Here is a 13828-nt window from a genome sequence, read left to right on the forward strand (position 1 = left end):
CAAAGAGGCTCGGAGGCAAAAGCAAGGAGATTCAAAGAAAAAGCCTATAACCCCAACGGAAGTCCGCTGACATACCAAAGCAGAAACAGAGCTGTATATGCCAACAGGATAGCCACAGAATATCGCCACGTATAGCCCAGCAGGGTGACGTAAGTCGAACGGCAGTCGTACTGCTGCATATAGGTAAGTACCAACGGCATATAGAACATGAATGGAGTGAGGGCATTGGTAGAGCTGTCTCCGATGCGAAAAGCGCATTGGGCCACTTCGGGCGATATGCCCATACCGGCCAGTACCGGAACGAAGATGAAAGACATGAACGCCCACTTGGATGTGGCGGACACCATAAACAGGTTGACTACTGCTGTAAAGAGAATAAAAACGGCCAGTGTACCCAACGTTCCCCAATGGATGGTAGAGACAAAATCGGCTCCCAGGATGGCCACGCAACGGTCAAGCCGGGAATACTCCAGGCAGGCAAACAGCTGGGAGGCGAAGAATACCATGACAAAATAGCCACCCAGCTGCTGCATGGGCTGGGTCAGGCCGTCGGCCACATCGGCATCGGTGCGGTAACGCCCCGAAACAAAGCCATAGACCATCCCCATCAGACCGATGCCGAATGAAAGCAGGAACAGGATAGCTGCCATGAACGGTGAGCGAAGCAGGCTGCCGTCCAAACCACGCAGAATGCCCCAGGGAGAAAAAGTAGCCCACATCACAAGAGCCGCATAAAGCGCACCGACCACCCAAGCCATAAGCAACGCACGCCGTTCTTTATGAGACAAAGGCTTGTGACCCGTAAAGGCAGAAACACCATGGTAACTGCCCAAGGCAGGCAGCAGACTGCGGCAGGTAATGCGACTGATGAGAAACCACAACAACAGGACAGAAACTGCCAGAAAATAATAATTGCACAAAGGCCCCAAGGGGCCGGACGAGACATCGGTCGCATCGGCCGCCTCGCGGGTGATGGCCGCCAGCAGAGGGTCGAGCGTACTGACAAACAGATTGGCACTGTAACCGCACGACACGGAGACATAAGCCGTGACGATACCGGCCACCGGATGCAGCCCGACGGAAAGGAACAAAATAGCAGCTATGGGAAGCAGAAGAACGTAACCCGCATCGCCCGCCACACTTGAAAGCAACCCTGCCAGCGCCACTGACGCCACCATGCGTCCGGGGCGGACAGCCCGACGGTTCAACCGCCGGATGCAGGCACCCAAGAAACCGGAATGCCGGGCCACACCGATACCGAACATGGCCACAATGACCATGCCCAATGGAGTGAAACCTGTAAAGTTGGTGATTACATGACGCAGCCACCAACGCAATCCTTCAGGACTGAGCAGACTCTGTACCCGAATCTCGCGGCCTGTATCAGGTTGAATGGCACTGAGTCCGTAAACATCGGATATCCACGAGAGGAAGACCACCACCAGCGTCAGCAGCAGAAACAGGGTGGCCGGATGGAGCATACGCCACCGGCCGCCGGCAGATATGGGAGCGGCACTATTCATCGTCGGCCTGCAGATTGTCCACATCCAGTATGCGAAGCTCAATGGCCCTGACCACCAGCCGGGTAGCGTTCACTCCCACCCGTTCGCCCGCAGGAAAGAGGCGGCTCACCAAATCGCTCTGCCGCTTCTCAAGCGACTTGACTCCAAAAGGCATCCCACGCAAGCCTGCTATCATCTCCTTGGTATAGCCCAAGGCCAGATGGCGCAGAAAACGTTCATCATACTCATCTATATCGTAGGAAATAAACGCTTCCTGCCGCTTGCTATCATTAAGTACCGAACGACGGAAACGCTCCACAATCTTCTCAAGAATCGGATAATTGAACACCAGCTTCTTGCCTGCCATGACTGCCCGTACATCGGTCTGCGTGAGCAGTTCACCCGTCTTCAGAATGATGCCGTCGGCACCGGCATCGAGCACATCGACCCACAACCGTTCGTTCAGCACCTCGCCCGTAAAAATGAGTACGTGCACACCGGGATAACGTTGGAAAATGTTTCGACAGATTTCAACCCCGATGGTTGTAGAGCCGCCAAGTCCCAAATCAAGCAGAACGAGGTCGGGAACGGACTGCTGCATCAGCGTCCAGAACTCCTGCTCGGTCATGGCAGTACCTATGACTTCGGCATCGGGTATTTCGTGGCGGAAGATTTCTTCCGTACCTTTCAGTTCCAGTTTGACATCTTCTACAATGATGACCTTGAATTTCTTAGTTTCCATATAACTTGTTTTCTTGATAATCGTTCGTATGTACCCTGACAAGAGGCAGGGTGAAATAGACCGTAAAGCCCCCACCGGGAGCCATCTCGGCATTAATGCGGCACCCGCGGCGTCCTGCAAATTCATCGTGGTCGCGGATAATCTGCTTACATACCAAGTACTCGGTGCCTCGCAAGCGTCCGTGACCGTCGCCTGCCATCCGTGCCAGGCTGGGATAGAACAATTGGTTGAGTTCATCCTGCGTCTTGGAACGGCGAGTGTCAGTAAACAGAAAACGGACAAAATCCCCGTCGGCCTGAGCGTGCAGGCGGAGTTCTCCCGGTTCTGGACAGGAAAGTGCCTCGTCGACCAGATTCTCCAGTAGGAAACACAACAGATTGCGGTCGGCCGACACATAGAGGTCACGCAACTCGTCCACACCGGCAACGACCAGCGAGGGCGGCGAAGAGAAGCCGCGGATATGCTTGCGGAAGTACTTGGAGGCAGCCTCAAAGCAAACAGCCACCGGCATAGATGTACGCCTGAAAGTAACCTCCTCCAACTGACGGGAAGCACAACGGCTAAGAATGGTAAACACACCTTTATAATATTCTATCAGTTCGCCCACAGCCTTGACCGTCTCGCGCTCTTCATCCGCAGTAAGCCTGCCAGCACACAGCTGGGACATGAGTTGGCGGATTCGGTTAGGATAGTAAACCGTCTCGTGTTTAATGGTCGAGAGGCAATTGTCCAGCACCATGTTCTGCACATGGAGCAAGCTTCCCTCCCATGAGGCACGACGGGCCTCGTCCTGTGCCTCTTCAATGTCACGATACTGGGTAGAAAGCTTAATGACGGAATTGTAGAGCACAATGGCTACATAGCGGGCCACCAGTTCGAGCAACAAACGTCCGCTGGGTTGCCCTGCCGCATCGCGAAGCTCCAGACAGAGCACCCCTACACTGCGACAGCCTCCTCCTACCTCAACCACCAACGGGAAGGCCAGCCAGGAGCCGTGACTTAGACACGCACGCTTCTCCAAACATTGCTGCAGCCATTCGGCCGGTGGCGCAGCCGCAGTTTCGTCTGCAAAGTCAGGCTTGAGCACCAGCTCCAGACGAGACGTTCCTTCGTTATAGACTGCGATGCCAAGGCGGTCTATGGGCAGCAGTTCATTGATGGTATCGAAAGCGGCATCGACAATGCGGCGTGGAATAGCGTCCAATGAGGCCTCTCCGGCAGGTAGCAGGCTGCCGGCAGCATCGGCCGCCGTGACGCGGGAGGCCGCAGACACTTGCCTGTTGATCTCAAGTACCTGTTCCAGGTTCCAGCGGTTGAGCAACCGTTTGCGGACATAAAGGATGTAGTAGCCCAGCAACAGAATGAGGCCGAGTAGTACTAACATCCAGATGCTTACTACTTTGTTGTTGGTGGAGCGCTCCAACTGCCGGCAATAGTCCTCAAGCGAACGGTCTTCACCCAGCAATTTATAGAGAGCAGTATAGGCAGCGTTGTTGTAACTGTAGGCTTCCCATTGCTTCAAGGCCAGAAAGGCCACCGCCGCCTCGTTGCGAATGTCGAGAATGATATGAAAATCGGAATCGAAAGGTTCGTCCCACCAAGCCAACTCGGCGGGAGAACCTTGCCCCTTCAAGGTCATAAAGGCACTGGGGCGGACAGAATAACGCTGATAATGGGCGTTGAGGCACATCATGGCCGAATCTATGTATTGCAAAGCCCATTCGTACTCGCCGTCTATGTTGCAATAATAAGCCTCATTGGCATAAGTGAAAGCAGAATCGAGCAATACCTCGTAAGCATCCCTCGCATCGGAAACTGCCGGAGACGTCTGCACTCCCGCACGGACAGTCCATACGCCGAAAAACAGGACAGCCAACAGCATCACGGTCTTGCGCACGCCCAAAGGCAGGCGGAAATAGAAACGGCTTCCCTGCCCCACCTTACTCTCCACACTGAACAGACACACGTGGAAAAGGCTGTCTGTCTTACGATACTTGTCAATGATACCCTTGCAGTTAATCAGGCCAAAGCCCCCTCCTTTGTTCCGGCGCAGCTCCTCGCGGTCGGACGCCGTATCCAGGCCAATCTTATTGGAATCGTAGACCTTCTCACCCACAATGCAAGCCACATCGCTTTCCGAAAGGCCCACTCCGTTATCTTCGACAGAAACTTCCACATAGTCCGGGCCGCTTTGGGCATAGACCTTCACCGTACCGCCACGGGGTGTATACTTACGGGCATTCTCGGCCAGTGTGTTAATCATAAAAAGAGTCAGAGCTTTGTCGGCTTTCACACAAAGGTCAACAGGCTCTACCAACAGAGTCTGACGCTTCATCTCAAAAGCACGGCCTCCTTTGCGCAGAAGATCGAACAGCTCGTTCAGGTTGAATGTCTCAATATTCAGACTCAGGCTACCCTGTTTCATTTTAATCCAGAGGGCCAGGATGTCGTTATATTCTACAATGGTGGTCACCAGTTCGTCAATGTAACGGAATTTCTCCTGTTTGACAACCTCATTGTCCATAAATCCGTTCCGCTCCAATTTGTGAACCTCGTTGACAATACGGTCTATAAACGGATGAATACCGTTTACAATGGACAAGCATGCTTTCTTCACCACATTCTGCCGTTTGTTGCTGGCAATGTGCAACTCGTGTATGTAGCGTTGCTCCTCCAACCGCCGGCACTCATCGCCCAGGCTGATGGACGTCATTCCGTTCTCTAACGCCCAGCGGATATAAGGATTGATGACATTGGCTATGGCACACATCTCCTTGCCAGGACGTCGCGGAAAAGAGAGTTGCCTGTTACGGATACCAATACCCTTCATGCCAAACAGTTCCTCCAGTTGGGGAGTAACAGAGGAAAGAATGGCCGAGGCTATCTCATCTTCAGTCTGTACATCGGACGGGATGGAAGCCGTTATCTGCTGACAGACCTCCAACACCTGCTGCAGACGATGAAGATGAATACGGCTACGCACCTTAGCTCGCCGGTTGAATCCCCAGAAAAACAACAGAATACCTGCCAAACCTACCAAGACAGCAACCAGCAGCATGTTCAGCTGGGCAGCCTCATGTTCCAAAGCCTGGTAGCGGCTCTCCAGCTCTTTGTCTTGGCGGGTCTCATCCAGGATGTCCAGATACACATTCCGGTTGTAATCGGAATATTCCTTCAGTTCCAACCCGGCATAAGTAACGCTGAGTTGTTCGCGAATGCGCGAAATCCATTCCGGGACCGTTTTCAATTTCTGCTTCATCCAAGCCTCTTCAACGCTAAACGTAGAGCGGTGGCCGTAAGTCTGTAGCCAGTCCAGACTGTCCTCGCAGTGATAGAAACGGCGATGGTGGTCGTTGACACACTCTAAAGCAAGCGTCAAGGTGTCAAGTGCTTCGGCATAGCGACCATGAGCATTGAGATACTTGCCAATGGAAACGTATGCCCCGGCTATCTGATAAAGGTCGTTATAGCTCCGGAATTTCTGTAAAGCCAACTGCCCCAAACGCAGAGGCAACAACGTATCTACAGGCAATCCGAACTGCTGCAATACATGTTTGCGGCGCTCCTGAAAAAATGCGTAATCCTCCGGAGCAGCCATCAGGTTAGCCAACCCTTGTACACCGTTTCCCTCAAAATAAGGATATCCCCGACGCGAAGCCATTCGCCAGGTAGTATATAATTCGTCGAAGTCATGCAACTTGCGACGCTCCAAAGAATCTGTATCCAACAGTGAAGCCGCTCCTTTAATATAATGGTAATAAAGCAATTGATTGGTATCAGCCAGCAACTTCTCGTTCCGAATCACTGCAGCAATGCACTCCAAAGCTTCGGGGCGTTGCTGCAGATAGTAATAATATACCGCAGAAACAATGTAAAACTCTGAACAAGCATAATTGAGTCTCATGCGTTCGTAACGGTCTACAAAAAGCTCACGGTCCTCGGCAATGCGCTTCATGCGGCGCAAGGCACTGTTACGGTAATCGTAAAATTCCTTGTTCAGAGCAGTACGTTGATAGATTTTCATCAATCCAACATCAGCCACCAGCAACTCCAGTTCGTTCTTAGTCAGACCATATACTTGGCGGTGCCACTCTTCGGCCTTCTCAAAATCCATGCGCATGAAAGCACAAAAGCCCAGGTTGTTGCAAGCAGCCGCCCTACCCGAGCGGTAGAGGCGCGCTGCCTGATAGGCACGACCGGCAGCATGGCACGAAGAGTCCAGATTCTTGTAACGGAACTGATAGGCAGCCTGATTGAGAGAGTCGACAAGAGACACCTCGCCGGCTGGAGCAGTATCGCCGCAAGAGACTGCCGACATACCTACGTACAGCAACCCCGCTATCCATATCATAAGGAAGGAATGTTTCACAAAGCAAAGCTACAAATAATTCGGTACAGACCATGAAGGCTGACGTATTTTTTGCTCCAAGTGTTTCCGACTTTGGTTCTCCCCCACTCTATTCACCCCCCCCAAAAAAGAAACTGACGAATGGACAGCCCGGTGCAGGGGTTATGATTCCCTTGCACGAAGCTGCCAGAAGGCTACGGCAGAAGCGGCGGCCACGTTGAGCGAGTCCACGCCGTGCGACATAGGGATGCGCACCACGTAGTCGGCCTCGGCAATGGTTTCGCAGGGCAGGCCGTCGCCCTCGGTTCCCATCACGATGGCCAGACGCGGTTCGGCAGCCAGACGAGGGTCGTCAATGGATACGGAGTTGTCCGTTAGGGCCATGGCTGCTGTGCGAAAGCCCAGGTCGTGAAGGCTACGGAGGGGAGCCTCCAGCCACGTCCAGGGAACCAGAAAGACCGAGCCCATGGACACCCGCACAGCACGACGGTTCAAGGGGTCGCACGAGTTGGGAGTCAGCAACACGCCGTCGATGCCCAGAGCGGCAGCCGAGCGGAAGATGGCCCCAATGTTGGTCGTGTCCACCACCCCGTCGATGACCACCACGCGCCGTGCCTTGCGGCAAACCTCGTCTACCGGGCGGGGCAAAGGGCGGCGCATGGCACAAAGCACGCCACGAGTCAGAGTGTATCCCGTCAGACTGGCCAGCAACTCGCGCCCGCCGGTATAGACAGGAATGTCGCCCGCACGGGCAATGATGGCAGCGGCGTCGCCCTCAATGTGCCTGCGCTCGCAGAGGAGGGCAAGTGGCTGGTAGCCGGCATCCAGTGCCACACTGATGACCTTGGGACTCTCGGCAATGAAGATGCCCTTGTCCGGTTCAAGGCGGTTGCGTAACTGGGCTTCGGTCAGCGCACCGAACACCTCCACGCCGGGGTGTGCAAGCGATGTGATTTCAATAATGTTCATCTGCCCGTTCCTCCCGCCGGTCCTTCAACCGCCACTTTGATGACTCCGTCCAGCCGGTTCTCGAAGATGCGGTAGGCTTCTTCAATCTCCGACAGGGGGAAACGATGGGTAATAAGGGGGGTAGTGTCAATCTTGCCCCCGGCAATGAGTTGGAGGATTTCGTCACAGTCACATCCGTCCACCCCGCCCGTCTTGAAGGTGAGATTCTTGCCGTACATGTCGGGCAGCGGGAGTACCTGCGCACGGTCGTAGAGGGCCACCACCGTGACCACCGCATTGGGGCGGGCACACTCCCAGGCCAGGCGGAAGGTATCATCGGCGCCTGCCACTTCTATCACGACGTCGGCTCCGCCGTGAGCGGTATGCGCCAGCACGAAGTCGCGGCAATCATCGGGACCCACGACCAGCACCTCGGGATAATGGGTGCACACAAAGCGGGTACGTTCTTCGGCCTTCTCGCATACAATAACCCTACGCGGCCGCTTCAGCCGGACGCATTGCAACGTACAGATGCCCGTAGGCCCGGCACCGATAATCAGCACCGTGTCGTCCTCTTTGATTTCCGAGATACGCGCGGCCCAGAAGCTCGTGGCGAGGATGTCGCCCACAAAGAGGGCCTGTTCGTCGCTCACTCCCTCGGGGATACGGTTCAGCCCCTGGTCGGCATGGGGCACACGCACGTACTCCGCCTGTCCGCCGTCAATGCGGCATCCCAACGCCCATCCACCGTCGGGGGCTTCGCAGTTGTTCACATAGCCCTGCCGGCAGAAAAAGCATTCGCCGCAGAAGGTTTCCACATTCACCGTCACCCGGTCACCCGGACGCACAGTGGTCACTCCGCTGCCTACCTGCTCCACAACGCCTACCATCTCGTGTCCCACAGTAATGCCAGGCACTGCCCGGGGCACGCTTCCATGCTTGATGTGCAGGTCGCTGGTACAGATGCTCCCCAGGGTTACACGCACCAGGGCATCGTGCGGTTCTTTCAGTCCGGGTACAGGTTTCTCCTTCAAGGCAAACCTCCCCCGCTCCACATAAGTATATGCCAACATACTATCTTTCTTGTCCATAACAAACTGTTTTTTCCGGTTGCCAAAAATAACGATTTATATCGTAGCGCCCTAATCCTTCCTTCAGAAAAAGATATTTCGAGCCAATAGGTACGTAAACGAAACCGAAAATCCGGTAAGCCACCCCTTACTGTGTTTGCTCCTTGCAACCTTTACATCGTTAAAACTGACAAGCCACTGGCCATGAGCAAGAATTGTCCACCAGATAAAAACGACACATAGAGCCATCCGCTACGCTTTTACATATAAGATAACACCTTATGCTACGGAATCTGGCGAATCGGACGGAAGACTGCGGATGACATACAGTCAGCACAAGGCAGTCGTCCTTCCTCCTTCGTCCAAAGCAGGCATCCGCCTTTCCGCCCATTCGTCGGCTGACAACCTACACATAACAGAAAGAAAGGGAAATCAAAATTTCCACAATAAGTGTTGCGTTATGTAATGAGAAATTCATACCTTTGTACGCATAATAACAAATAGGTAACATCTATTACAACAGCAATGAGCGAAAAAGCACCTTTTATGGTATTCTCCGGAACAAATTCGAGATACCTTGCAGAGAAAATCTGCGCCAGCCTTGGTTGCCCTCTGGGAAACATGAACATCACCCACTTTGCCGATGGCGAATTTGCCGTATCCTACGAAGAATCCATCCGCGGATCGCACGTATTCCTGGTACAATCCACCTTCCCCAACTCTGACAACTTGATGGAACTCCTACTGATGATTGACGCAGCCAAACGCGCATCGGCCAAGAGCATTGTAGCCGTCATTCCCTACTTCGGATGGGCCCGTCAGGACCGCAAAGACAAACCGCGTGTATCCATCGGTGCCAAACTGGTGGCTGACCTGCTCTCGGTGGCCGGCATTGACCGCCTGATTACCATGGACCTGCACGCCGACCAGATTCAGGGCTTCTTTGACATCCCGGTGGACCACCTCTACGCTTCCGCCGTGTTCCTCCCCTACATCGAATCACTGAAGCTGGACAATCTGGTGATAGCCACGCCGGACGTGGGTGGCTCGAAACGCGCCAGTACCTTCTCCAAATATCTGGGCGCCCCGCTGGTGCTCTGCAACAAGGTGCGGGAGAAAGCCAACGTCGTAGCCAGCATGCAGATTATCGGCGACGTGAAGGACAAAAACGTAGTACTGATTGATGACATTGTGGACACGGCCGGTACCATCACCAAGGCAGCCAACATCATGCTGGAAGCCGGAGCCAAGTCCGTACGTGCCATTGCCAGCCACTGTGTAATGTCCGACCCGGCTTCGTTCCGTGTACAGGAATCGGGTCTGGAGGAAATGGTGTTCACCGATAGCATCCCCTACTCCAAGAAATGCGCCAAGGTAAAACAGCTAAGCATTGCCGACATGTTTGCCGAAACCATCCGCCGCGTGATGAACAACGAATCCATCAGTTCGCAATACATCATCTGATAAGATTGCTAAATCATTTAATTAACGCATAAGAAGAGGGCGTGTCAACATTTTCACTGACACGCCCTCTTTCACTTTTTCTTGAGTTTCGGTTTTACCGAATTGAAAATTGACGAAGCCAAACTTGCAAGAGTTAGAGGAGTTAAAAGAAATTATCGCCCGCCAAGACGGGCTTAGAAGTAAAAGCCAATAGATTTTGCTACCGTAGATTTCCTCTTTATGGTGCTTACAGCTTTAACTTCCAGCAAGGCACACGAAGCGACAACTTTTACAGCTCCTTAACTTAAAATATCGAACCCAAGACTTAAGGTATTTTTATCTTATCTCACTCTGAAGGGACTTAGTTGCTGAGTTCAAGCCGTCCCATTTTGTAAGTTCCCTTACGGATAATCTTGCCATCCTTGTCCGTCTCTACAAAAGGACCGTTTTTCTTACCTTGCTTGAAGAATCCTTCGAATCTGTTTCCATTTTTATCCTCCTGCACGCCACTGCCTTCTTCCAGTCCGTCCACAAAGCCTCCCCTGTATTTTGTTCCATCGGTCTGAATCAAGGTTCCCTGTCCATTGAACTTATTGTCTTTCCATTCACCTTCGTAGGAGTCACCCACATTCCACTTGTAGACACCGTAACCGTCGCGCTGGTTATCCTTCCAGTCACCTTCGTACACGGCCCCGTTGGCCCAGGTAAAGGTGCCCTGTCCCTCTTGCATTCCGTTCTTAAAGTTGCCCACGTACTTGTCTCCGTTGACATGGTAATAGATACCCTGACCGGTACGCTCGCCCTTCACATATGAGCCTTCGTAACGGTCTCCTGTATGAAAGTAGTAAATTCCCTTGCCATGCTGCATGTCATCAGCCCAATTGCCCACGTATTTGTCACCATTGACATATTCAAAAGTACCTTTGCCTTCGCGAACATCATTCTTCCAGGAACCCACGTACTTACTTCCGTCATTCCAGATGAAAGTACCTTCGCCATCTTTCTTATCGTTCTTCCAAGATCCGGTATACTTGGATCCATTCTTCCATGTATAAGTTCCCTGGCCTTCACGTTTGTCATTCACCCAACTCCCCACATAGACATCACCCGTATAATAATACATTGTACCCTGACCTTGCTGATAATCCTGATACCACATGCCTTCGTAACGGTTATTGTTCAGGAAGTAATAAATACCCTTACCGTGCTGCCGGTCCTGCTGCCACTCTCCTTCATATTTTTCTCCATCAGAGAATATGTAAACGCCATAGCCTTCGCGTTTGCCTTTCACATAATCCCCCTCGTAAGTATCACCATTTTTAAAAACGGTTTTACCTTTCCCATTGGGTTTCCTACCTTTTAGTTCGCCCGTATAGACAGAGCCATCTTTAAAGGTATAAGATCCTATCTTGATACCAGATGTGAAGGTGGTCTTGACCTTGTCTAAAAAACCGTCTTTTTGTTCTTGTGCTAAAGTTTTCCCCTGTGATAAGAAAAATAAAACAAATGCAATATACAGATACTTCATGAAAAATAATCCTTCTTTTTTTATGTTGAATCTCGCAGGCCTGCTCACAGACAAGGGCTCAACAAGACCTTGTCTATTACAATTTAAGCCAACGAAAGTCCAATTATTAACAATCAAGATAAATTCTATACGGACAAAGATACGATTTATCTGCCAAAACGGAATGATACACTTTGCTTTTTTATGAGATTTTTTTGCCAGCTATCACCTCTTTTAAATTCTCTTTGCACAGATACTTCTCTGCCAAATCACGGATTTCCCAAGGAGTGACCTCCTTCACGGCATCCAACGAATCCTTAAAAAAGGTGTCGGACAAACCGTAAACCTGAATGAACATCCAGGCATCGGCCAGCGAGAAGGCCGACTCGTAGCTGCGGCACATGTCGCCCAGCATGTAGTTCTGTACCATCTTCAGTTCATCTTTCCCGACCAGGTCATTCTGCAGTTTGTCTATCTCCACATAAATTTCCCGAATAAGGGGTTCGACAAATTCATTGGCGGTCTCGGCAGTGATGGCCATCATACCTCCACCTGGAGAAGGCTCCAAACCAGCAGAAATGCCATAAGTATATCCTTTTTCTTCACGAATATTCGACATGAGACGGCTGCCGAAGTAACCTCCGAAAAGAGTCATCAGCACACGGGCCTTCAGATAATCGGGGTGTTTGCGTCCGATGGAAAGCGTACCCATACAGACAGCACTTTGCAACGCATCGGAGCGCTCAATGAAAATACGCTTTCCGGCAGCCGGAACAACTGCATAGTCCTTCTTGTCAGCCAAAGGTCTCCCACAACCAAAAGGTTCCGTACCGAAAAGCCGTTCTATGCGATGAAGGCAATCTTCATTGACCAAACCGGATAAATAAATACTGCAATTTCCCGAATGATAGTACTGATTATAGAATTCCTTCAGAACTGCCGGATGAATGCGTTGGTAATCGGATTCCTCTACCAGTTTTCCGCAGGGATGCTGCTCGCCATACACAGACTTGACCAATGCCCGACGGGCCAGAAAGTCCACCTTGGAGAGATTGACCAGAAACTGCTGAAGGTTGTTTGCCAATACAATTCCCAGTTCCTTTTCGGGGAAAACAGGTTCCTTGATGACAGATTCCAGTACATCCAGCGTCTGAGGCAGATAGCGGTTCAACGAATAAAGAGTAATATAAGAATACTCGAAAGTTGTAGACAATTCCAGCCAAGCACCGAAATAATCCAACTTTTCAGCTATCTCGGCCGCCGAATAACGACGGGTACCCTCGCGTAACATGCGGTTGGTGAAAACAGCCTGAAGGGGTTGCGCCTGCTGCCAACGGCCGCCAGCCATCAGCCAATCGATACGGACTACATCGTTACTGCCCACATTCAGCACGTTCAAGGGTACTCCATTGGGCATCACCGTCCGTTCCGGGACTTGGACGACCAGTTGGTCCGGCTGGCAAATGGAGGGCTGGACACTTCTATTCAGCATGGCGATTCTTCAAAAACTGTTCCGCACGTTGCAGGTCTTCAGGAGTATCAATGCCGATGGTCTCCACTTCCGTAATGCCCACCTTGATGGTATAACCGTTCTCCAGCCAGCGAAGCTGCTCCAGCGATTCGGCCACTTCCAGTGAAGACTGCGGCAAAGAGGTTATCTCACCCAAAACTCCTACACGGTAGGCATAGAGACCGATGTGTTTATAGTAGACATGACGAGAAAGCCATTCCTGCTTATCCACGTTACGCAGGTAAGGAATAACAGACCGGCTGAAATAAAGTGCGTTCATGTTGCGGTTCACAACCACCTTCGGAGAATTCGGATTTTCCAGTGCCTCCAGGCCGCTTTCGGCCGTAAAAGGTTTCACCAACGTGGCAATCTGTGTGGTAGGGTCGGTAAAACAATCCTTGACAGCCTCCAACTGTGAAGGCATGATAAAAGGCTCGTCGCCCTGAATGTTCACTACGACATCAAAGTCGCCGCCAATCTTCGTATAGGCTTCGTAGCAACGGTCGGTACCGCTCTTGTGGTGGACGGAGGTCATCACCACCTTTCCGCCAAAAGCCTTCACGGCAGCTTCAATACGTTCGTCGTCGGTAGCCACGTAGGCATCGTCCAGGACGCCGGCCACTTGTTCATACACACGCTGAATGACCGTCTTACCGCCCAGCATAGCCAACGGCTTGGCCGGGAAACGGGTAGACGCATATCGGGCAGGAATAATTCCTAAAAATTTCATCTTCTTATTTTGTTTTAAAGTTTCACTT

The 13828-nt window shown here is 51.9% G+C and carries 9 protein-coding genes; 1 reads left to right on the forward strand and 8 read right to left on the reverse strand.

Annotated features, from left to right (window positions below; translation table 11 throughout):
• Window positions 1-44 precede the first annotated feature (44 nt).
• From Q1Y74_RS01145 to Q1Y74_RS01165, 5 genes are all read right to left on the reverse strand, one after another.
• A complete protein-coding gene (locus Q1Y74_RS01145; RefSeq protein WP_300811859.1) occupies window positions 45-1523 on the reverse strand; it encodes an AbgT family transporter in 1479 nt (492 codons plus the stop codon).
• Window positions 1516-2244 carry a DUF5932 domain-containing protein gene (locus tag Q1Y74_RS01150; protein WP_300811860.1) on the reverse strand — a complete coding sequence of 243 codons (729 nt, stop codon included), beginning with the start codon at window positions 2242-2244 and terminating at the stop codon, window positions 1516-1518. Before Q1Y74_RS01150 ends, Q1Y74_RS01145 begins: the two co-directional genes overlap by 8 nt.
• A complete protein-coding gene (locus Q1Y74_RS01155) occupies window positions 2234-6595 on the reverse strand; it encodes a DUF5113 domain-containing protein (protein WP_300811861.1) in 4362 nt (1453 codons plus the stop codon). The genes Q1Y74_RS01150 and Q1Y74_RS01155 overlap by 11 nt, the downstream gene beginning before the upstream one ends.
• Before the next feature lie 159 nt (window positions 6596-6754).
• On the reverse strand, window positions 6755-7561 hold the full coding sequence (locus tag Q1Y74_RS01160; RefSeq protein WP_300811862.1) for an RNA methyltransferase: 807 nt from the start codon (window positions 7559-7561) through the stop codon (window positions 6755-6757).
• Window positions 7558-8613, reverse strand: coding sequence for an alcohol dehydrogenase (locus Q1Y74_RS01165; RefSeq protein ID WP_300811892.1), 1056 nt, complete (start codon window positions 8611-8613; stop codon window positions 7558-7560). The genes Q1Y74_RS01160 and Q1Y74_RS01165 overlap by 4 nt, the downstream gene beginning before the upstream one ends.
• A gap of 522 nt (window positions 8614-9135) precedes the next feature.
• On the opposite strand from Q1Y74_RS01165, the gene Q1Y74_RS01170 reads away from it, so the two are divergent.
• The gene (locus Q1Y74_RS01170) at window positions 9136-10074 is read left to right on the forward strand and encodes a ribose-phosphate pyrophosphokinase (RefSeq protein WP_300811863.1); all 939 of its coding nucleotides are present in this window, start codon (window positions 9136-9138) and stop codon (window positions 10072-10074) included.
• A 340-nt stretch (window positions 10075-10414) separates the two neighbouring features.
• Here Q1Y74_RS01170 and Q1Y74_RS01175 read toward each other — a convergent pair whose 3' ends face one another.
• The 3 genes from Q1Y74_RS01175 to kdsB form a co-directional block, all read right to left on the reverse strand.
• The gene (locus Q1Y74_RS01175) at window positions 10415-11581 is read right to left on the reverse strand and encodes a phosphatidylinositol-4-phosphate 5-kinase (protein ID WP_300811893.1); all 1167 of its coding nucleotides are present in this window, start codon (window positions 11579-11581) and stop codon (window positions 10415-10417) included.
• A 181-nt stretch (window positions 11582-11762) separates the two neighbouring features.
• Window positions 11763-13052 (reverse strand): pitrilysin family protein, encoded by a 1290-nt coding sequence (locus tag Q1Y74_RS01180; RefSeq protein WP_300811864.1) that lies wholly within the window; start codon window positions 13050-13052, stop codon window positions 11763-11765.
• Window positions 13042-13800 carry a 3-deoxy-manno-octulosonate cytidylyltransferase gene (gene kdsB, locus Q1Y74_RS01185; protein ID WP_300811865.1) on the reverse strand — a complete coding sequence of 253 codons (759 nt, stop codon included), beginning with the start codon at window positions 13798-13800 and terminating at the stop codon, window positions 13042-13044. Before kdsB ends, Q1Y74_RS01180 begins: the two co-directional genes overlap by 11 nt.
• Window positions 13801-13828: the final 28 nt, after the last annotated feature.

The sequence above is a fragment of the uncultured Bacteroides sp. genome, from assembly GCF_949298305.1.
Taxonomy (GTDB): domain Bacteria; phylum Bacteroidota; class Bacteroidia; order Bacteroidales; family Bacteroidaceae; genus Bacteroides.

What these genes read in the sequence shown, in the direction of transcription:
- Q1Y74_RS01145 (WP_300811859.1), bottom strand. Translation starts at nt 1,523, where the DNA reads ATGAATAGTGCCGCTCCCATATCTGCCGGCGGCCGGTGGCGTATGCTC.
- Q1Y74_RS01150 (WP_300811860.1), bottom strand. Translation starts at nt 2,244, where the DNA reads ATGGAAACTAAGAAATTCAAGGTCATCATTGTAGAAGATGTCAAACTG.
- Q1Y74_RS01155 (WP_300811861.1), bottom strand. Translation starts at nt 6,595, where the DNA reads ATGATATGGATAGCGGGGTTGCTGTACGTAGGTATGTCGGCAGTCTCT.
- Q1Y74_RS01160 (WP_300811862.1), bottom strand. Translation starts at nt 7,561, where the DNA reads ATGAACATTATTGAAATCACATCGCTTGCACACCCCGGCGTGGAGGTG.
- Q1Y74_RS01165 (WP_300811892.1), bottom strand. Translation starts at nt 8,613, where the DNA reads ATGTTGGCATATACTTATGTGGAGCGGGGGAGGTTTGCCTTGAAGGAG.
- Q1Y74_RS01170 (WP_300811863.1), top strand. Translation starts at nt 9,136, where the DNA reads ATGAGCGAAAAAGCACCTTTTATGGTATTCTCCGGAACAAATTCGAGA.
- Q1Y74_RS01175 (WP_300811893.1), bottom strand. Translation starts at nt 11,581, where the DNA reads ATGAAGTATCTGTATATTGCATTTGTTTTATTTTTCTTATCACAGGGG.
- Q1Y74_RS01180 (WP_300811864.1), bottom strand. Translation starts at nt 13,052, where the DNA reads ATGCTGAATAGAAGTGTCCAGCCCTCCATTTGCCAGCCGGACCAACTG.
- kdsB (WP_300811865.1), bottom strand. Translation starts at nt 13,800, where the DNA reads ATGAAATTTTTAGGAATTATTCCTGCCCGATATGCGTCTACCCGTTTC.